This window comes from Arthrobacter sp. alpha11c (assembly GCF_054149985.1).
In genome coordinates, this window is the sequence record NZ_CP196747.1 from 2,775,658 (window position 1) to 2,795,860 (window position 20,203).

Sequence of the window (20,203 nt, forward strand, 5' to 3'; positions counted from 1 at the left end):
AAGCTCAGAGGTACTGACCCGGGCCATGGTCCGGATCTTCGGGCCGGCCCTGGGGCACCGCACCAGGCGCACCCGGTGCAGCAGCCCGCTGGGGTTGACCGTTTTCGCCGATGATAATGCCCGGTGCAATGACAGTTCCTGGCGGAAGCTGACGGAGTTGCATCTGTGCCTTTGCGGCCTGCTGTGCCGCGACAGCCGCCTGAATGCCGTGGAAGAGTCCCTCCAACCAGCCGACAAGCTGGGCTTGGGCAATACGAAGCTCTGCATCCGATGGCGCCTTCTCATCAGGAAAGGGAAGACTGATGCGTTCCAGCTCTTCGATGAGCTCCGGAGCTAATCCGTCCTCGAGTTCCTTGATGGAGCGCTCGTGAATCTCTGCGAGCCGGCCACGGGCAGCATCATCCAGCGGTGCACTCTTCACCTCTTCAAGGAGCTGGCGGATCATGGTGCCGATCCTCATTACCTTGGCTGGTTCGTCAACAAGTTCCTGGAGGTTCGCGCCCCTGGGTTTGGAATCCTTGACGGGTACCGCATTGGCCGCCTGCTCTTCTGTGGGCGTATTGGTGCCCTCGTCCAAGGTGGTTCCCTCCACGGGGGTGTCGTCCGAAGCCTCATCCGTGGGCTGAATGTCGTTCAGATCGCTCATCCGTTCATACTCTCATGCGGTTCACGGGAACCTGGGTCCAGGACCGGATTTTGGACTTCGTTCGTAGCGAAACCAGTTCGTAGCGAAACTACAGGTCAGCAGCATCGGCATTGTGGATTGCTGTCCTGCCGGTCCATCCGGTCCCGCCAGAACTCACGTTCTGTCATGGCAGGACCGGAGTGGGCCGTGGACGCGAAGTGCTCAAGGTACTTCCGGTAAGCGTCAGCGCCCATGAGAGAGCTCATGTAGGCGGCAAAGCCCCGCAAGCCCTTAAAGCCCTTAAAGCCCTTTGCCATGGAAATCATTAGTGGTGCCCCGCCTTTTGTGTCCGTTGCCCGGCCGGCAAGGCGTTCCATTCGGCGAGCAACTCCTTCTCTGCGGAGGTCGGGAACAGCCCGGCGGGAGCAAAGACCTTGGACGGCAAGGCCGGATCCTCATGATCCTTTCCGCCGCCGGCACGGTAGGCCCTGACTGTTGCCACCACGGCAGTGATGATCACGATGATGCTCAATGCGACAAAGATGACCGAAAGCACGCCTTGAATCGCTGTATTGCGTACCACCGCTTCCATGGCTGCGACTGTCTTGGCAGTCCCGAACTCCGTTTTGCCATCTGCCAAGGCTTTCGCAAATGCCTGGTTGTTGGCGAAGTAGCCGACTGCGGGAACCGGCGAGAAGATCTTGTGGAAGCTGGCCGTAATGGTGACAACGGCCGCGAAGGCCAACGGGACCGCCACGATCCACAAGTAACGGAAGGCCCCGCGCTTGGCCGCAATAGCCATGCATACCGCCAGGGCAATCGCGGCCAGGAGCTGGTTTGCGATGCCGAACAAAGGGAAGAACGTATTGATGCCGCCAAGGGGATCCGTGACGCCCAGCAAAAGTACCGCGCCCCATGCTCCCACCATGACGGCAGTGCACAGCCAAGCGCCCGGGCGCCATGCGGGCTCCTTGAACTTGGGCACGAAGTTACCGATGGAGTCCTGCAGCATAAAGCGGGCAACGCGGGTTCCGGCGTCCACTGCGGTAAGGATGAAGAGTGCCTCAAACATGATGGCGAAGTGGTACCAGAAGGCCATCATTGCGGGGCCGCCAATGAATTGCTGCATGATGTGGGCCAGGCCGACCGCCAAAGTGGGGGCTCCACCCGAGCGCGAGATGATGCTCTCTTCCCCGACGTCCTTGGCAGTCTGTGCCAAAAGGTCAGGAGTGATGTTGACGTTCGCCAGGCCAAGGCTGTTCACCCACTGCGCAGCGGATTCCACCGTGCCACCCGTAAGGGCCAGTGGCGCGTTCATGGCGAAGTAGATGCCGCGATCGATCGAAATCGCCGCCACCAGCGCCATGATGGCCACGAAGGATTCCATCAACATGCCGCCGTAGCCAATGAAACGGGTCTGACGTTCCTTCTCGATCAACTTGGGGGTGGTTCCCGACGATATGAGCGCATGGAAACCGGACAATGCACCACAGGCGATGGTGACGAAAAGGAACGGGAAGAGCGCCCCGGAGAAGACCGGTCCGTTCTCACGGCCCGCGAACTCGCTGAACGCCGGGACGCTGATTTCCGGGCGGACCACGATGATTGCGACAGCGAGCATCACGATCACGCCGATTTTCATGAAGGTAGACAAATAGTCACGCGGCGCCAGGAGCAACCACACAGGCAGGATGGCCGCGATGAAACCGTAGACGATTAGGCCCCAGGCGATGGTGACCTTGTCCAGGTGGAAGAAGGCCGCACCCCATTCGGTGCCGGCCACGGCACCGCCACCAATAATGGCTGCCATCAGCAGAACGAAGCCGATGATGGAGACTTCCATGACCTTGCCGGGACGAAGATAACGCAGGTAGACGCCCATGAAGAGTGCGATGGGAATCGTCATGCCCACCGAGAACACGCCCCACGGGCTTTCACCCAGGGCGTTGACCACCACGAGGGCAAGAATGGCCACGATGATGATCATGATGAGCAGCGTTGCCACGAGCGCCGCAGTGCCACCAATAACACCGAGTTCCTCACGGGCCATCTGGCCCAGGGAACGGCCACCGCGGCGCATTGAAAAGAACATGACCAGGTAGTCCTGCACCGCGCCGGCAAGAACGACGCCGATAATGATCCAGATGGTGCCGGGGAGATAGCCCATCTGGGCTGCAATGATGGGGCCCACCAAGGGTCCAGCGCCAGCAATGGCCGCGAAGTGGTGTCCAAACAAGACGTTACGGTCAGTGCGGACGTAGTCCTTGCCGTCGGCCTTGTATTCGGCCGGAGTGGCGCGGCGGTCATTGGGCTTAAGGAGGTACCGCTCAATGACCTTCGAGTAGAAGCGGTAGCCGATCAGGTAGGTACACACGGCTGCGAACACAAACCAGATGGCATTGACGGTCTCGCCGCGGACCAATGCCAGCATGAACCAGGCCACGGCCCCCAGCAGGGAAATCGCCACCCAGATTCCGATCCTTGCCGGAGTCCACCTGCGGTCCTCGGCATCCAGGACGGATTCATCCACGGCCGTTGCCGGCAGCGTAGGATCGACGCCCTTCAGTTCTCCTGCTCGGTCAAGTTCTGTTCGGTTAAGTTCTGTTTGGTCAGGTTCTGTATGGTCAGGGGTCATGCCCGTGTCTCCTCCTTGAGAACTGCTGCGGTTGTGGCCGCGGGTGCGCTGAACAGTCAGGGCACGCTAACAAAGAGGACATACAGAATCTGGGGGTGACACCCGAGCCCGGGTGGTCTTGCGGTAAGCGGTAGTACCGCTGCGGTGGGCGTACTAATTGAGCCCTCTGTTGCCCTGGGACTGAACCATCCGCGCCTCGCAAAGATCCAGCCAGCGTACTTCCGCCTCGGCTTGAAAGATCAAGGAATCGAGCACAAGCAGCCATGCCGTATCGGAGGACCGTTGGTTGGCCGAGACAGCCTTTCGCGTTTGCGTATGTTCCTGCAGGGCCCGAACGGAAACTGCCCGCTGGGACTGGATGACGGCCGATGCATCCACCCCGGGCAACGTCACGGCGAGCGCAAGCTTGATGGCAATTTCATTCCGCGGCGGGTTGTCGCGATCCACCGCTCCCTCAAACCAGGCCGCAACTTCCTCCACCCCGGCGTCCGTGATGCTGTAAACGACGTGGCCACCGCCGTCGTCGCCGTCTTTGCTGACAAGGCCATCACGCTCAAGCCGGTCCAGTGTGGTGTACACCTGACCGATGTTCAGCGGCCAGGCAGCACCCGTGCGGTCCTCGAATTCCACGCGCAGCTCATAGCCATACCGGGGCTGGTCCTGAAGCAGGGCAAGCAGGCTGTGCCGGATGGACATGAGGCTCCTTGCTACTGGTGAATTGGCGGGGGACGTTCTGCATTAACAGGGCTGCTGTGGTTGTTAGAGGAGCAGGAGGACCTTTCCTACGTGCTCTCCGGAATCAAAGTATTCATGTGCTTCGCGGACATGGTCCAGCGGAAATGATTTGGCCACCAAGGGCTTGATGCGGCCGTCAGCGAGCATGGGCCACACGGACTGCCGTACGGCGGACATGATGATGCCCTTTTCGGCCACCGGTCGTGGCCGGAGGGCCGTGCCGATGACGGCAGCACGCTTGCTGAGCAGTTGTCCCAGATTTATTTCGGCTTTGGTTCCGCCCTGCAGTCCAATGACGATCAGCCGCCCGTAGTCGGCGAGCGCTTCGATGTTCTGTTGCAGGTACTTGGCGCCCACGACGTCGAGGATCACGTCTGCGCCTTTGCCTCCGTTTTGTGCCTTGAGGCTTTCAGGGAAGTCTTCTTCGTTGTAGTTGATGGCGATGTCGGCGCCGAGGAAGGCCTTTGCCGTGCCAACTTTTTCATCGGAGCCGGCGGTGGTGGCAACCTTGGCCCCATAGGCCTTGGCGAGCTGAATGGCCATGGTGCCGATGCCGCCGGTGGCGCCGTGGATGAGCACAGTCTCCCCGGGTTGCAGCTGGGCCGTCATGATGAGGTTCGAGTACACGGTTGCCGCCACCTCGGGCAGTGCCGCAGCGGTGACCAGGTCCACCCCGTCGGGTAGTCGCAGTACTTGCTCTGCGGGCACGGCGACCTGCTGGGCATATCCCCCGCCGGACAACAGCGCCACTACTTTGTCCCCCACTGAGAAGGCTTTGGTGACACCTGGCCCGAACGCGGCGATGCGGCCGGAGACCTCCAGCCCGGGAATTTCTGACGCCCCTGGTGGCGGTGGGTAGAAGCCGCGGCGCTGCTGGACGTCGGCGCGGTTGAGGCCAGCAGCCACGACGTCGATCAGTACCTCGCCCTCGCCCGGCACCGGAGCCGGTACGTCACGGACTTCGAGGACTTCGGGTCCGCCTGGTTCAGAAATATAGACGGCTTTCATGACGAACTCCCGGTTTCTTGCTTGTACATCCAGGCCCGGGGCAGGGACTGGAGCACGTGATGTTTTGGAACAGCCAACTCCCTATGAAACACTACTAGGCAGGGAAGGTTGTCCGAGCGGCCTAAGGAGCTGGTCTTGAAAACCAGTGTGCGGTAACCCCGTACCAAGGGTTCAAATCCCTTACCTTCCGCCAGCAGATGCCCCGGGTTCACGAACCCGGGGCATCTTTGGCTTAAACCCGGGGCATCTTTGGCTTAAAACCGGGGCAGAAGCTGGGCTGCCCTCCGGATCTGAGAACTGACACCCAGAAAATCATTGAAACTGTCATAGCCCCCGCATAGTGTTCTGCTTGTCCGCACAACCGCCGACAAACAGCCGTAGCTTCCGCCGCGGAACGAACACAGGAGCCTCACTTATGCCTACGCCTGACATCACCCCCGGCGCACCGTGCTGGATTGATTTGATGACATCCGATACGGAGAAAGCGAAGTCCTTCTACAGCGCTCTCTTTGGCTGGACTTACGAGACGGGCGATCAGGAGAAGTACGGCGGCTACATCACAGCTTCCAAGGATGGACGCATGGTTGCGGGCATCATGGAGAAACAGGCAGATATGGGTGCCATGCCGGATGTCTGGTCAACGTACCTGCGCACGGACGACATCCAAGCCACCACCCAGGCAGCTGCCGCCCATGGTGGCCAGGTCTACCTGGAACCCATGGATGTCCCCGAACAAGGCAGCATGGCCATGTATGGCGACTCTTCAGGTGCCTCAATCGGAGCCTGGCAGTTTGGCGAAATGAAGGGTTATGAGGTCGCTGCAGAGTCCGGTGCCCCGGCGTGGCACGAGCTACTCGCCAAGGACTACGAGTCAGCAGTCAGCTTCTACCAGAACGTCTTCGGTTGGGAAACTGCGGTCATGAGCGATACGCCGGAGTTCCGCTACACCACGTTGGGCGCTGGTGACGATGCCAAGGCCGGCATTATGGACGCTGGCGGCTTCCTCCCGGAGCAGGTTCCATCCATGTGGAGCGTGTACTTCGCAGTGGACGATACGGACGCCACAGTGGAACAGGCCGCGGCTCTGGGCGCTACCGTCATGGAAGCGGCAGAAGATACTCCCTTTGGACGGTTGGCCACGTTGTCGGACCCTACAGGTGCCGTCTTCAAGGTGATCCAGGACTTGGGACAGACTGCCTGACTTTGACATTTCGGGTCCTGCCGGCTGCTTCCTACCCAGGGGCGGCCGGCCGGATCCGCCCATTGCCGACGTTGGGGGATCGCCGGCATGGGTACCTGCTTGGTCCCTCATCGTTGACCACAGGATATTCGTCTGAATTCCTGCGGTCCTTCTGGAATGAGGACAGAGTGCTCCACCTTTCGAAGTCCCTGCGGGCTGCTGCCGCGCTGTGCATGGCATCCCTCGCACTGGCGGGCTGTTCGTTGATCAGCAGTGGCGACGCCAAGCGGGACGAATCCGGCAAGCCGACGGAATCCTCCAAGGCCGACGCCTTCAAAGTGAAGTTGGGCGATTGCATTGCCAACCCCGACAGCCAGGAAGTTGTGGATGTCACCGTCATTCCGTGCGATCAGAGCCATGACCTTGAGGCCTTTGCACTGACCAACATGGACGCCTCAACATTCCCCGGTGATACCGAGGTTGGCGCACAAGCCGAGGAGTATTGCGGCGCCCAGTTTGCAACGTTCGTTGGCCTGCCGTTCGAGGAATCCGCGCTGGAGGTCACTTTCCTCCACCCCACCACCGATTCCTGGAAGAACGGAGACCGCGAGATCGTCTGCCTGATCGGTGGCGCCGCCGGATCCGCCACCACCGGGACCCTGAAGGGCGCAGCCAGGTAGCACGGCACTGGCCGGCGAATCCTCCGGTCACCGGAGGTCCACCTCCCATTCATTCCATCGTGTTCAGCTATGCCCGAGCAACAGGTTTACCCCGGAGTAACTTCCGAAACAGCGCGCTCGCACCACAAAGAGAGTGGGCGTCGTCCAAAGGGCCCCACAGGGCCCCCTAATGAAAGTTAGAGCGGATGCACCAGCAACTTTGGAAATTAGCAGCGGGAACGGTCTTGTCAGTGGGGTTGCTTGCAGCCCCCCTGACAGCCCGTCCCGCAATCGCGGCCGACGATCCGGCAGCGCCGCCGGGCACCTCCGCAGTGGTCATCAATGAGGCCTATCTCAGCGGAGGCAGCAGCGGCTCTGCTTTCAGGAACAAGTTCGTGGAGCTCTACAACTCCTCGGACACTCCGGTCAGCCTTGCAGGGTGGTCGCTACAGTACCGGTCGGCAACCAGCACGGCAGCGCCCACCGGCATCACTCCGCTCACCGGCAGCATCCCCGCCAAGGGCTACTACCTGATCCAAGGAGCCACGAACAGCAGCACCTCCACGGCACCAGCCCTGCCCACGCCGGATGTGCAGGCCACCGGAACCTTGAATCCCGATGGAACTGCCGGCACGCTGGTCCTGGCGAAGCAGAGCAACGCCGTTTCTCCCCTGGCCGCAGGTTCAGTGACGGACAATGCCGCCATAGCGGATCTCCTGGGCTACGGCACATCAAACACTTTCGAAACTTCGGCAGCAACCGCCCCCGCTGGCACCACGGACGTCAAGAGCCTCAATCGGAGCAACGGCGTGGACACCAACTCCAACGCTGCCGACTTCAGCTTGGGCGCCACCATCACGCCCACGGCGTCCGGCGGCGGAAATCCACCCACTGAGCCGGAGCCAGCCCCAGGATTGAAGACCATCGCCGAAATCCAGGGCACCAGCGCCGCGAGTCCGCTCGTCGGCAGCACGGTAACCACCCGTGGCAAAGTAACTGCCGTGTACGCTACGGGCGGTTTCAACGGCTACTACGTCCAAACCCCCGGAAGTGGCGGGGACGCTGCAGGGGCGGCCAGGACGGCGTCGGACGCCTTGTTCATCTACTCCCCCACAACGGCGGGAACGGTGCAGTCCGGCGATTACCTGGAACTTACCGGTGTTGTCAGCGAATTCGCCAACCAGACACAACTCACGGTTGAGGCTGCCGGGCTGCAGAAACTGAGCGAAGCCGCACCGGAGGTAAAACCCACTGCCTTCGAGATGCCCGCCAACGAGGCCGCGCGCGAAGCTCTTGAGGGCATGCTCGTCGCCCCACAAGGCCCTTACACCGTGACGGACAACTACTCGCTGAACCAGTATGGCGAAATCGGCCTCGCCGCCAGCACCTCTCCGTTGGTGCAGCCGACGGCGGTCGCTACCTATGGTTCGGCAGAATATGCCGGTGTGGTGGCGGAAAACGCCCTCCGTGCCATCAAGCTCGACGACGGCGCGTCCACCAACTTCCTCAAGGACGCCACCACCAAGGCCCAGCAACTCCCTTACCTGACTACATCTGACCCTGTTCGGGTAGGCTCCCCAGCCCAGTTCCGGACCGATGTGATCCTGGGCTACGGCAACAACTCCTGGAAGTTCCAGCCGCTCGTCCCGCTGACTCCGGCCACAGCGGAACAAGCCCAGCCGGCAAGCTTCACGACAACCCGGCCCGACGGCCCCGCTGACGTTGGCGGAAACCTCAAGCTGGCTTCCTTCAACGTACTGAACTACTTCCCCACCACAGGCGACCAGCTCGCTGGCTGCGTCTTTTACACCGACCGAGACGGCAACCCCATCACGGTCAAGGAAGGCTGCAATGCCCGCGGTGCTGCCAACGCCGAGAATTTCGAGCGCCAGCAAAGCAAGATCGTCGCTGCCATCACCAAGTCCGGCGCCGACGTCGTATCCCTTGAAGAGATCGAAAACTCCGCGCAGTTCGGCAAGAACCGCGACGACGCCCTCTCCAAGCTGGTGGACGCCCTCAACGTGAAGGCGCCAGGCGTATGGGATTACGTGCGAACACCAGCCAACGCTCCCCCTCTAAGCGATGAGGATATGATCCGTACCGCCTTCATCTACAAAAAGGCCGTAGCCGAGCCGGTCGGGGAGTCAATCATCCACAACGACACCGTGGCCTTTGCAAGCGCCCGTAAACCGCTGGCGCAGGTCTTCAAGCCCGTCGGCGCGGACGACGACAAGAAGTTCATCGCAATCGTGAACCACTTCAAGTCCAAGGGGTCCGCCGCCACCCCGGATGACACGGACAAGGGCCAGGGCGCCTCGAACATTGCCCGCACGAAGCAGGCTGAATCATTGCTCGCCTTCTCCAAGGACCTCCAGGCCTCCAAGGGCACGGACAAGGTCTTCCTGATCGGCGACTTCAACGCCTATGGCAAGGAAGACCCCATCAATGTCCTCACTGGCGCAGGCTACGCCGACCTTGAAGTTGGTACCGGCAAGCATTCTTACCTCTTCGGGGGCATGGTGGGCTCGCTGGACCACATCCTTGCTTCCCCCGCAGCGGCCGGGATAGTCACGGGAACCGACATTTGGAACATCAACTCCGTGGAGTCCGTGGCGCTGGAGTACAGCAGGTATAACAACAATGTGACCAACTACTATGCCGGGGACGAGTTCCGTGCCAGCGATCATGATCCCGTGGTGGTGGGTTTGAACCTGGCATCGGATGTGCCGGCAACCGTTGACCTGCAGTTCCTGGGTATCAACGACTTCCACGGCCGGATCGACTCAAACACCGTCCTCTTCGCCGGGACTGTGGAGAAGCTCCGCGCTGCGGCCGCCCCCGGCGCAACTGCCTTCATTTCTGCCGGCGACAACATCGGGGCTTCTCTCTTCGCTTCCTCGGTTGCCAAGGACCAGCCGACCATCGATGTCCTGAACGCCCTGGAACTCCGGGCTTCCGCAGTGGGCAACCACGAGTTCGACGGCGGGTGGCAGGATCTGCGCGACCGCGTCATCGCCGATGGTACGAACACGAAGTTTGCCTACCTTGGCGCGAACGTTTACCAGAAGGGCACCAAGACTCCGGTACTGCCTGAGTACAAGGTCCTGGACATGAACGGCATGCGGGTGGCAGTCATTGGTACGGTCACGCAGGAAGTTCCGTCCTTGGTGACGCCGGCCGGAATTACGGATCTCGAGTTCGGTGATCCAGTGGAGGCCATTAATCGGGTCGCCGCCCAGATCAAAGCAGAAAACCTGGCCGATCTGATCATCGTTGAAAATCACGACGGCGCAGCATCGGGCACACCGGAGGGTGCCACCCTGGAGCAGGAAGTCGCAGCCGGCGGACCGTTCGCCAAGCTCGTCAACGAAACCACCCCTGACGTAGCCGCCATCTTCACAGGCCACACCCACAAGGAATACGCCTGGGATGCACCCTTGCTGGATGCCAACGGAGAGCCCACCGGCAAAACCCGGCCTATTGTGCAGACCGGCAACTACGGCGAAAACGTGGGAAGCGTTACCCTCACCATCGATACCGCCACGAATTCCGTGACGGGCTATAAAGCCGCCGTGGTGGATCGTACAACGGACACTTCGGAAAGCCTCGTTGCCGCCTATCCTCGGGTGGCCGCGGTCAAGGAGATCGTGGATAAGGCTCTCGCCGAGGCTGCCGTGATTGGGAATCAGCCGGTTGGCGCAGTGACAGCTGATATCACCACTGCCTTCACTCCGGATCCAGCTGGCGGCGCCCCCAAGCGGGACGACCGCGCGAACGAATCCACTCTCGGAAACCTGGTAGCGGACTCCTTGGTGGACACGCTCAAGGCGCCCGAACTGGGTGCGGCTGAGATCGGCGTCGTGAACCCCGGCGGGCTGCGTAACGAGCTCTACTACGCGCCGGACGGCACTATCACCTACGCCGAGGCCAATGCGGTCCTGCCGTTCGTGAACAACCTGTGGACCACATCCCTCACGGGCGCCCAGTTCAAGACCCTTCTTGAGCAGCAGTGGCAGACCAACGTTGACGGAACTGTTCCCAGCCGTCCCTACCAGCAGCTGGGACTGTCCAAGAACGTCCACTACACCTACGACGCCGCCCGCGCAGCAGGAGACCGCGTCACCGGTATCTGGGTGAACGGCACTGTGATGGATCCCGCCAAGCAGTACAGAATTGGGACCTTCAGCTTCCTGGCTACGGGCGGCGACAACTTCCGGGTCTTCAAGGAAGGCAGCAACACGAAGGACACCGGCTTGGTGGACCGCGATGCCTGGATCAAGTACCTCCGTGAGCACAACCCGGTGTCTCCAGACTTCGCGCGCCGGTCAGTTGCCGTGGTCAACACCACCGCCGCAGAGGTCAAAGCGGGTGAGCCCATGGCACTCGCTGTCTCCAAGCTGAATCTCACCTCGATCGGCAGTCCGGCCAACACCGCCCTCAAGGCCATCTTCGTGGACAGCAAGGGCGCGGCGACGACGCTCGAATCCGTCCCGGTAACGGCAGGCACAGCCACCGTGAACCTCAAAGTTCCCGCGGCGGCAGCTGCAGGCACCGGCACATTGGTGCTGACCGCCGTCGAGTCCGGAACCGTAGTGAAGGCTTTGGTGACCGTGGCTGAGAGCGGTCCGAACCCGCCGCTGTGCACTGAGCCCACTAAGCCGACTCAGTGGTACGACGTCGTAGGCTGGCTGCGCTACGCGTGGGCCTGGTTGGAGTACCAGAAGTGCCTGAGGGGCTAAGAAGCCCCTTCGCATGACCCGCCAAAAGGCCTGCCCCTCACAAAGATGACTCGTGAGGGGCAGGCCCCTTGGAAGCAGCTAGCCGTCCAGAATGCTACGAGCGATTTCGTCGGCATCGCGCAGGGTTCGCTGGCCACTGGCGTAAGCCCTCCCGGTTGCCGGACGCGCCTCTGCAGCAATGGCTGTTCCCCACTGGGTCGCGGACAATTGCAGGCCCAAAACGTACATCCCCCGGGTCACAGAGCCGTTGGATGCCACAGGCCGATACGGGTGCGGTTCCACATCCAGTCCGGTTGTCTGCACCGGCGTGCCCTCGGCGCTCATCATGATTTTGGTTCGCACAAGGCCGTCGGCCATGAGTTGTTCCAAGAGGGGAGCAATATTGATTCCCACCCTGTTGGCCGGCGACATCGCTTCAATCAAAGTGGGTGCCTCGGCTGGCCCGTCGTGGACCCATGGCGAGACTGCCCGGAAAACCTTGGCGCTTCTATCCACGCTGAACTTCGGATCGGGTCCAACAAAACCAACGACGCCGGCACGCGCCAAAGCAGCCAACTGCTCCGAACGCAGTGCCGGGGCCCCGCTAGCAAGGCCTTCGACGAACGATTCGAACCATCCGCGCAGTTCAGCGACCCACGATTCGTCCGTGATACCACCGTCCGCAACAACGGACTTCAGGATCGCCCTGCCAGTGTGCAGGGCGCCAATTGCCATCTTCACGGGATCCGCTTCGCCCAGCGCGGAGCGTCGTGCGTCGTCGTCGAGGTAGGCCGTTACCGCCAGGTCCAGTTCCCGGCGGGACGCGAACGTTCGGCCGGCCAACGGCGCAGCGAGCCCGCGGACATTGAGTCGGCGGGAGGCAACCACGTGCTTGTCCACCAAGGCAGCGACGTCGCTTTCCCACTTGGCAGTGGTGTGCGCGTGGGGCTGCAAGGCGTCCTCAAGATCCGCGAGGAACTGCGCTGCATCGCGAATGGCCGCAGGCTGCGACCTGGCCAGGGTGGAGTAGTAAGCCCACAAGGCGTCGCGGTGCAGGAGCGGCCAAAGGTCATGGTCAAATCCGGGCTGGATACCGGCTGCCCTGAAGCGGTCCACCGCCGCCTCGGTCAGGTAACGCATGGTGATGCTGCTGGGGTAATACCCGCTCAGGCTGGCCTTTGCCCGGTATGGGGTGCCGCGCCGGGACGCGGCGATGATCCTGGGTTCCCTGCCCGAGGGCCGGTACTCGAGAACTCCGGCTCCCGGTGCGCCGGCTTCGACGAACTTGCCTCCGCGCCCCTCAGTCAGCTGACCCATGACGTCGAAGAAATTCAAGCCCATCCCACGCACCAGAACGGGCTCGTTGTCCGGCACCCGCTGCCAGTCGACGTCGGCCGGCGGTGCGGGCGGGAAGTAGAGGAGGCCGTGCTCATCGGCCGCCCGTTGGAACGAACGCTGCTCCGGATTCAAACGGGACTCGATGTGCCCCAGCGCGAGGACCACGGAGCCGACGGTGAGCGTAGTGCCGTCGGCCAGTTCGACGTCGAAAGCTTGCCCACCTGTGGTGCCTGAGGTCGCCGGGACCGGGCGCGCCGCCACGGCGGTCGTCTCATGGAAGGTGACCTTCACGCCGTCGGGCACTCGCTGAAGCAGTTCCGCCAAAGTCTGCCGCAGGTACCGTCCGTACAGTGCCCTGCTGGGAAAATCGTGGGACTCGAGGGTGGCCAACTCCGCCTTTTCGGCGTCGTTCAAGCCCTGTCCATCACGACGTCGGGCGGCGCGCCACTGGTCGAAGGAACCACCTGCGAGGGGCTGCGCTAGCTTGGGATCTTCAGGGATGAGCGTCGGATAGAACGCCTGCGTGTTCATCAGGTACAGCCTGGACTGCTCCGGCTGCCACACATGGCCGGATGCGGGCGGGAAAGGATCCACAACGTGGACGTGCAGTGCGCTCCACCGTGGATCGGTCCGGTTCGCCCGGTTTGTGGCCCCTGCAGCCCAATTCGCGAGCAGCCGCTCAAGGACACTCGTGCCCCGGGGGCCGGCCCCAATGAGGGCAACACGATTGATTTGCGATTTAGCCACGCTCAAGCCTAACTTCTGCGTGACTTGCTTCCAGTTGAAAAGTGTTGCTTGGATGGGGCGATGACCACCACAGAAGCTGATCAGACGCCCCTTCCTGACAACGACACTGATCTGGAGACCAAGTCCGGGCCTCGCCACGCTGCGACCATCGCGCCCGAACCCACGGATGAGAACGTGTGGTTGGAGGACATTCACGGCGAAGAACAGCTGGCCTGGGTCGGCGAACAAAACGCGCGAACCGAGGATTTGCTGGAGGACGCAGAATACGCAGCGGTTGAAGCCAGCATTCTGGAGGTCCTGGATTCGACCGACCGGATTGCCATGGTGAACAAGCGCGGTGATTATTACTACAACTTCTGGAAGGACCAGGAGCACCCCAAGGGCCTTTGGCGGCGGACGACGTGGGAGAGCTACGTTTCCGAGGCACCTGAATGGGACGTACTGCTGGACATCGATGCCCTCGCCGCCGCAGAAGGCGTCGAATGGGTGTTCCATGGAGCCGGGTTCCTCCGTCCTTTGGACGGGGAAGCGTACCGCTTCGCGATGGTTTCGCTGTCCCCCGACGGCGGCGACGCCAACCGTCACCGCGAGTTCGACGTCGAATCCCGCACCTTTGTTGACCCGGCCGCTGGCGGCTTCGACCTGCCCACGGCAAAAGGCAACGTGAGTTGGCTGGATGCAGACACACTGCTGGTCTCCAGTACGGCAGAGGGGTTGCCTGCAACCACCTCCTCGTACGCCCGGACCGGTGTGAGGCTGCGTCGTGGCCAATCCCTCGCCCAGGCAGAGCGGATCTTCGACATCCCCGAAGACCACATGCTGGCCATCGTGGCCCACGACTCAACTCCGGGCTTCGAACGGACCTTCGCCGTAGATTACATCGACTTCTACAACCGCAATACGTGGCTGCTTCGCGACGACTCATGGGTCGCAATCGACGTGCCCACCGACGTGAACATCAGCGCCCACCGAGAATGGCTGATGTTCCGCCCGCAGAAGGACTGGGACGTTTCCGGCGTTACCTACCCGGCCGGTTCCTTGCTGGCCGCTGACCTCGAGGGCTACTTGGCTGGATCGCGGCAATTTGTGGTGCTCTTTACCCCGGATGATCACACGTCGCTGCAGTCGTGGAGTTGGACCAAGGACTATCTGCTGCTCAACCTCCTGCGCGATGTCTCTTCCGAAATCAGGGTGCTGGACCCTTCCCGCGTGGATTCCGACGGCGGCTGGGTCGCCACCGTCCTGGACGCGTGCCCGCCGCTTCACGACGTCAATGCCTATGCGGTGGATGACGAAGACGAATCCGACTCTGCTTCCAACGCGGGAAATGACTACTGGCTGGTCGCTACCGGTTTCACTACGCCCACTACCCTCACCCGCGGTACCCTCACGGCCGGCGAGGTGGCGTCATCCGGCGTGGCTTCATCCGGTAACCCGACTGCGGGCGTGGCCAGCCAGCATGCCGTGGTGAAGCGATCGCCGTCGTTCTTCAATGATGCTGACTATGAGGTCCAGCAGCATTTCGCTGTCTCGGCGGATGGCACCAAGGTCCCCTACTTCCAGGTGGCATCCAAGGACTTGGTCCTGGACGGACAAAATCCCACGCAGCTTTCCGGCTATGGCGGATTCGAAGTTTCCCGCACCCCGGCCTACAGCGGCACCATTGGCAGGGCCTGGCTGGAGCGTCGCACTTCCGCTGCTGCCTTGGCTGACGGCCCCGGCTCACACACCCGCGGCGGTGTGTACGTTGTGGCGAACATCCGCGGCGGCGGCGAATACGGACCCTCGTGGCACCGGGCGGCGCTGCAGGAAAAGAGGCACCGCGCCTACGAAGACTTCGCCGCCGTGGCAAAGGACCTGATCTCCCGCGGCGTGACCAGCCGCCGTCGACTCGGTTGCGTGGGCGGCTCAAATGGCGGGCTGTTGGTGGGCAACATGCTGACCCAGTACCCCGAATTGTTCGGTGCGGTCTCCTGCGGCGTGCCATTGCTGGACATGCGCCGCTACACCAAACTCTCCGCGGGATATTCATGGATCGCGGAATACGGAGACCCCGATGTGCCTGAGCAGTGGGAGTTCATCCGCACCTTCTCCCCATACCACCTGCTTCATGACGGCGTCGAGTACCCCGAAACCTTCATTTGGACTGCGACCTCGGATGATCGCGTAGGCCCCGTCCAAGCCCGAAAGATGGCAGCGCGGATGCAGGCAATGGGTATCCCGAATGTCTGGTTCCACGAAGCCCTCGAAGGTGGACATGCCGGCGCCTCGGACAATAGGCAGGCAGCCGCACTCCAAGCCCGAAGCAACCACTTCCTCTGGCGTGTACTGGCCGGGAGCAACTGAGGTTCCGTTTCGATGGCTCGCTGCACGTAAGGCCGTGCGAACGGCACGGCCAGCAGCGAGTCATCGAAATGGGCAGCCGATCGACGGCGGTTTTGCACTGGAAGGCACGTTCTGCGTATCCTTGGTGGGCTAGCAATAGCAAATGGAGACGTGCCAGAGCGGCCGAATGGGCTTCACTGCTAATGAAGTGTGGGGCACAACTCCACCGGGGGTTCAAATCCCCCCGTCTCCGCGAATTGGTCCCGGTTTTCGAACCGGGACCTTTTGCGTTTAACGGCCAGGGCCTACGCGAGCGCTGGTCTAAAGGGGTTAGCTCCGCTGGGTTAGCCGCTCCAGGGTTACTCCCGCTTGGCTCCGTGGCTGACTTCCGCGCCAGCGTGCCGGTGCAGGGTCAGGCTGTCCAGTGTGCTGACCAGCATGAGTACAGCCATGGCGATAAAAGCCCCCTTGTAGGCCGCCACGTGGTCCGCCCCGAGCACATCCGTTGTCTCGAACAGCCTTAGGAACAACGCGCCCACGGCGATACCCGCCGCAGCCGCCAACTGTACGAGGGTGGCTGAGATGGCGTTGGCCGAGGGCAACTGCCCCGGGACGATATCGGCATACTGCACGGAGGCATAGGCGGAGAAGCCTATGGATCGGAAGGCACCGCTGAGCAGCAACAAAGCGAAGATGAGGGGCTCGGGTGTTTGGGCGTTAAGGAACGCACACAAGGCAAACGTCACGGCTGACGCGAAGGATGCAAAGACGAGGACCGGCTTGAACCCGAAGCGCCTTATCAGGGGTGTGGTGGCAGGCTTTATCCCGATGTTGCCCACGAAGACTGCGGCGACCATGACCCCGGCCTTCAAGGGATCCCAGCCAAAACCATCCTGAAACATCAGCGGCAGCAAGAACGGAACCGAGCTGATGGTCAGGCGGTAAATGAATCCGCCGGTGGATGTCGCCCTGAAAGTCCTGGTGCCAAATACGCTGAGGTTGAACAGCGGAACCCTTGCTTTGCTCATCCACCAGACGGCGCCGGCCAGGGACACTACGCCGGCAGCCACCACCACAACAGCCAGCACATTGGATGCGTGTCCGCCCAGCGTTTCCAGCCCCACCACAAGGGAACCCACGCCCAAGGTAGTCAGCAACAGGCCAAACCAGTCAAGACGGCGTTTGGCATCAAATTGAGTCCGCGGAACCAACCTCAGTGCCGCAATGAAGGCAGCCAGGCCGAGGGGCACGTTAATGATGAAGATCCAGTGCCACGACAGGAAGGTGGTGAGGGCGCCGCCCACCATCGGAGCCAAAACCGGGGCAAGCAGGCCTGGCCATACCAAATAGGCGGTGGCACGGAGAAGGTCGGATTTGGGCGTGCCCCGCAAAACCACCAAGGTGCCCACAGGAACCATCATGGCGCCGCCCACCCCCTGCGCCACCCGACTCAACGTGAGCATGGTCAAGTCGGTGCTTACTGCGCAGAGAAGGGAGGCAATAGTGAACACCGATATCGCCAGGCAGAATATCCTGCGGGCGCCGAACCGCTCGGCAAGCCAACTGCTCAACGGGATGCCCATCGCCACCGTCACCAAATAGGCAGTCATAGTGATGTTGATGTCAGCCGGTGCCACGCGGAAATCGGATGCAATGCTGGGGATGGCGGTAGTGAGGATAGTTCCGTCGAGAAACTCCATGAAGAACGTTGCCGCCACCAGCAGTGCCAAGCGCGGGCGCCAACTGGTTTCGTTGGCCGCTTCGACGTCGGTTTTGCTCGGGTTTGTGCTCATGGCTCCGGTCCAAGTCTTGTCTGGTGGCCCGCATCAGCAGGCGGGCGTGTTTGCTCGATCCTATAGAGGCACAGTGGGAGCGTTCACAACATGACGCTTTTCAGCGCGCTGTCCCGCCTTGAAGCACTACGCCGGTTGAACGTTTCCCCGGTGAGCATCCCAGCCTGCGCGCTACCCTGCCTGGGCCAGGGCGATCGGTAGCACGGCACCTACTCCGGACCGCCTGAGCGCCCTCGCCGCAACGGTGAGTGTCCAGCGGCTGTCGATGAGGTCGTCCACCAAGAGCACTGGCTGGTCACCAATACCTGCCAGTGCCTGCGCCAGTTCCGGGCCAACCGCCAAACGGTCCCATACTCCCGCCAGCCTGTAAGCGCTGTTGCCGCCACGGGATCCTGTGGGACCGCCGTGCTCTGGCTGCAGCTGACCGAGGTACGGCATCCGCCCTATGCCCGCGATTCCCTGCGCCAGGGAGTCCACAAGTTGGGGCTTGCTCCTTGAGGGAACGCTGACAACGGCTGCCGGGCGCCCCACCCCGCTCCAGGCAGTTCCGCCGTCGGCCCCCGACCATTCGCGCAGCACCTGAACGCAGGCCTGCAGCATAGCGGGGTCCACTGCCCTATCGGGTGCTCCGGCGGCAAAGAGCTCGCGGAGCGCACCGCCCCAACCCAAGTCGGTCAATCTTGCCAGGACACGGCCTTCGGAGATGCTTTCGTCCGGCTTGATCTTTCCTTTGACTCCCACACCCAGCCTGTCCATTCCGCTGGGCCACTGGAGCCGCGGTTCCACCACGATCCCGGCTCGACGGAGCGTCTGGCCTGCTGCATCAACTGCAGCCGCTGCGATGTCCACTGGGAACCAGCGTCCAGCACAGTTGTCACAACGGCCGCAAGGGGCGGCGGTCTCGTCGTCGAGCACCGAGGTCATGTACTCCATGCGACAACCTGCGGTGTCCTGGTAAATCACCATGGAATCCTGCTCATCCACCCGTGCTTCCGCAATACGCGCATATCGTTCGGCATCGTAGCTCCACGTCCGTCCGGTAGCCCGCCAACCGCCACCCACGCGTTCAACTGCCCCGTCAACGGCCAGGACCTTGAGGAGGAGTTCCAGTGGCGTGCGCCGAAGATCCACGCGGGCTTCCAGCGCCACCGTGGACATGGCAGCGTTCGCCTCACCAAGAACCCTCAAGACGGCCTCGGCCTTTTCGGCTGAGGGCATGGATGCGGTGGCAAAATACTGCCATATTTCCCGGTCCTCGGAGCCTGGAAGCAACAGGACGTCGGCGTTGGCTGCGCCTCGGCCAGCTCGGCCAACCTGCTGGTAATAGGCCACCGGCGAGGACGGCGCTCCGAGGTGAATGACGAAACCAAGGTCCGGCTTGTCGAATCCCATCCCCAACGCGGAGGTGGCCACAAGCGCCTTGACCTGGTTGTCCTTGAGGAGTTGCTCTGCCCGTTCCCGATCAGCAGGATCCGTCCGCCCGGTATATGACAAGACATTGTGTCCAGCCTCGGAAAGAAGCCTGGCAGTGTCCTCTGCGGCTGAGACGGTCAGCGTGTAAATGATTCCGCTGCCGGGGAGGTCCGCCAAGTGCGTCAGCAGCCAGCCCAGGCGGTCGCGGGAGTCGGGCAAGTTGAGAACGCCGAGCCGCAGTGACTCGCGGCCCAGTGCACCGCGAATGGTCAACACTCCGGCCCCGAGTTGTTCCTCAATATCGTGAACCACACGGGAGTTGGCGGTAGCCGTGGTGGCGAGGACTGGAACCGATTCGGGCAGTTGGGCAATGAGATCCGCGATGCGCCGGTAATCGGGTCTGAAGTCGTGGCCCCAATCCGAAATGCAGTGGGCTTCATCAATAACGAGCAATCCGGTCCTCCGGATCAGCTCGGGCAACTGGTTCTCCCTGAACGAAGGATTGGTGAGGCGCTCCGGCGACACCAGGAGAACGTCTACCTCGTCAGCTGCCAACTGGGCCAGGACAGTATCCCACTCAAGCGCGTTGGCCGAGTTGATGGCAACTGCCCGGACTCCCGCCCGTGCGGCCGCTGCCACTTGGTCCCGCATAAGCGCGAGAAGAGGAGACACGATCAACGTGGGACCGGCACCCCGTTGGCGCAGCAACAAGGAGGAGACGAAGTAGACCGCGGATTTTCCCCAACCCGTGCGTTGGACCACCAACGCACGGCGCCCCGCGTCCACCAATGCCTCGATGGCCTCGAACTGGCCGTCATGGAAGTCTGCTTCGGGGTGCCCCACAAGCTCACGAAGACAAGCCAAGGCCCTCTGACGGGTAGGGGATTCCACGGAAACAGCGGCATTTGGGGAGTTGTTGGCCATGGACCCAGTATTCCAGCAGCCCCTGACAGCCAGAACCGGTGGCCCCGGTTATGTGGAAAGAGGCTCGCCATGGGACTGGCTTTCCACATAGCACCTTCCCCGG

Annotated in this window: 12 protein-coding genes and 2 tRNA genes; 6 read left to right on the top strand and 8 right to left on the bottom strand. The window is 62.1% G+C overall.

All coding sequences use genetic code 11. The annotated features are described in order from the left end of the window. Window positions 1–4: 4 nt before the first annotated feature. The 5 genes from ACTAQJ_RS12555 to ACTAQJ_RS12575 all read right to left on the bottom strand — a co-directional run bounded on the left by ACTAQJ_RS12555 (window position 5) and on the right by ACTAQJ_RS12575 (window position 5,003). Window positions 5–646: a bacterial proteasome activator family protein gene (locus ACTAQJ_RS12555; RefSeq protein ID WP_498696531.1), complete on the bottom strand. Its 642-nt coding sequence runs from the start codon at window positions 644–646 to the stop codon at window positions 5–7. Between the two features lie 95 nt (window positions 647–741). Further along, window positions 742–951 (bottom strand): YbdD/YjiX family protein, encoded by a 210-nt coding sequence (locus tag ACTAQJ_RS12560; protein ID WP_498696534.1) that lies wholly within the window; start codon window positions 949–951, stop codon window positions 742–744. Then, the gene (locus ACTAQJ_RS12565) at window positions 951–3,260 is read right to left on the bottom strand and encodes a carbon starvation CstA family protein (RefSeq protein WP_498696536.1); all 2,310 of its coding nucleotides are present in this window, start codon (window positions 3,258–3,260) and stop codon (window positions 951–953) included. The genes ACTAQJ_RS12560 and ACTAQJ_RS12565 overlap by 1 nt, the downstream gene beginning before the upstream one ends. Before the next feature lie 153 nt (window positions 3,261–3,413). Further along, window positions 3,414–3,956, bottom strand: a complete 543-nt coding sequence (locus tag ACTAQJ_RS12570; RefSeq protein WP_431118355.1) for a PadR family transcriptional regulator — start codon at window positions 3,954–3,956, stop codon at window positions 3,414–3,416. Window positions 3,957–4,019: 63 nt separating this feature from the next. After that, window positions 4,020–5,003 carry an NAD(P)H-quinone oxidoreductase gene (locus ACTAQJ_RS12575; RefSeq protein WP_498696538.1) on the bottom strand — a complete coding sequence of 328 codons (984 nt, stop codon included), beginning with the start codon at window positions 5,001–5,003 and terminating at the stop codon, window positions 4,020–4,022. A 102-nt stretch (window positions 5,004–5,105) separates the two neighbouring features. On the opposite strand from ACTAQJ_RS12575, the gene ACTAQJ_RS12580 reads away from it, so the two are divergent. The 4 genes from ACTAQJ_RS12580 (at window position 5,106) to ACTAQJ_RS12595 (ending at window position 11,581) form a co-directional block, all read left to right on the top strand. Next, window positions 5,106–5,196 (top strand) — tRNA-Ser (locus tag ACTAQJ_RS12580). Between the two features lie 222 nt (window positions 5,197–5,418). Beyond that, entirely contained in the window at window positions 5,419–6,204 is a 786-nt protein-coding gene (locus ACTAQJ_RS12585) for a VOC family protein (RefSeq protein ID WP_431118353.1), read from the top strand. 167 nt (window positions 6,205–6,371) lie between these two features. Further along, on the top strand, window positions 6,372–6,863 hold the full coding sequence (locus tag ACTAQJ_RS12590; protein ID WP_431118351.1) for a septum formation family protein: 492 nt from the start codon (window positions 6,372–6,374) through the stop codon (window positions 6,861–6,863). A 185-nt stretch (window positions 6,864–7,048) separates the two neighbouring features. Beyond that, the gene (locus ACTAQJ_RS12595) at window positions 7,049–11,581 is read left to right on the top strand and encodes an ExeM/NucH family extracellular endonuclease (RefSeq protein ID WP_498696541.1); all 4,533 of its coding nucleotides are present in this window, start codon (window positions 7,049–7,051) and stop codon (window positions 11,579–11,581) included. A 78-nt stretch (window positions 11,582–11,659) separates the two neighbouring features. Here ACTAQJ_RS12595 and ACTAQJ_RS12600 read toward each other — a convergent pair whose 3' ends face one another. Then, a complete protein-coding gene (locus tag ACTAQJ_RS12600) occupies window positions 11,660–13,645 on the bottom strand; it encodes an FAD/NAD(P)-binding protein (protein WP_498696543.1) in 1,986 nt (661 codons plus the stop codon). 60 nt (window positions 13,646–13,705) lie between these two features. Here ACTAQJ_RS12600 and ACTAQJ_RS12605 point away from each other — a divergent pair, with 60 nt between their 5' ends. Together ACTAQJ_RS12605 and ACTAQJ_RS12610 are read left to right on the top strand one after the other, a co-directional pair. After that, window positions 13,706–15,991, top strand: coding sequence for a prolyl oligopeptidase family serine peptidase (locus ACTAQJ_RS12605; RefSeq protein ID WP_498696545.1), 2,286 nt, complete (start codon window positions 13,706–13,708; stop codon window positions 15,989–15,991). A gap of 144 nt (window positions 15,992–16,135) precedes the next feature. Beyond that, a tRNA-Ser gene (locus tag ACTAQJ_RS12610) sits at window positions 16,136–16,223 on the top strand. Between the two features lie 106 nt (window positions 16,224–16,329). On the opposite strand, the gene ACTAQJ_RS12615 is transcribed toward ACTAQJ_RS12610, so the two are convergent. Next, window positions 16,330–17,763, bottom strand: coding sequence for an MFS transporter (locus ACTAQJ_RS12615; RefSeq protein WP_498696547.1), 1,434 nt, complete (start codon window positions 17,761–17,763; stop codon window positions 16,330–16,332). A gap of 171 nt (window positions 17,764–17,934) precedes the next feature. Beyond that, the gene (locus ACTAQJ_RS12620) at window positions 17,935–20,100 is read right to left on the bottom strand and encodes a RecQ family ATP-dependent DNA helicase (RefSeq protein ID WP_498696549.1); all 2,166 of its coding nucleotides are present in this window, start codon (window positions 20,098–20,100) and stop codon (window positions 17,935–17,937) included. Window positions 20,101–20,203: the final 103 nt, after the last annotated feature.

Coding starts and splice junctions, on each gene's coding strand:
- ACTAQJ_RS12555 (WP_498696531.1), bottom strand. CDS start 646: ATGAGCGATCTGAACGACATTCAGCCCACGGATGAGGCTTCGGACGAC.
- ACTAQJ_RS12560 (WP_498696534.1), bottom strand. CDS start 951: ATGATTTCCATGGCAAAGGGCTTTAAGGGCTTTAAGGGCTTGCGGGGC.
- ACTAQJ_RS12565 (WP_498696536.1), bottom strand. CDS start 3,260: ATGACCCCTGACCATACAGAACCTGACCAAACAGAACTTAACCGAACA.
- ACTAQJ_RS12570 (WP_431118355.1), bottom strand. CDS start 3,956: ATGTCCATCCGGCACAGCCTGCTTGCCCTGCTTCAGGACCAGCCCCGG.
- ACTAQJ_RS12575 (WP_498696538.1), bottom strand. CDS start 5,003: ATGAAAGCCGTCTATATTTCTGAACCAGGCGGACCCGAAGTCCTCGAA.
- ACTAQJ_RS12585 (WP_431118353.1), top strand. CDS start 5,419: ATGCCTACGCCTGACATCACCCCCGGCGCACCGTGCTGGATTGATTTG.
- ACTAQJ_RS12595 (WP_498696541.1), top strand. CDS start 7,049: ATGCACCAGCAACTTTGGAAATTAGCAGCGGGAACGGTCTTGTCAGTG.
- ACTAQJ_RS12605 (WP_498696545.1), top strand. CDS start 13,706: ATGACCACCACAGAAGCTGATCAGACGCCCCTTCCTGACAACGACACT.
- ACTAQJ_RS12615 (WP_498696547.1), bottom strand. CDS start 17,763: ATGAGCACAAACCCGAGCAAAACCGACGTCGAAGCGGCCAACGAAACC.
- ACTAQJ_RS12620 (WP_498696549.1), bottom strand. CDS start 20,100: ATGGCCAACAACTCCCCAAATGCCGCTGTTTCCGTGGAATCCCCTACC.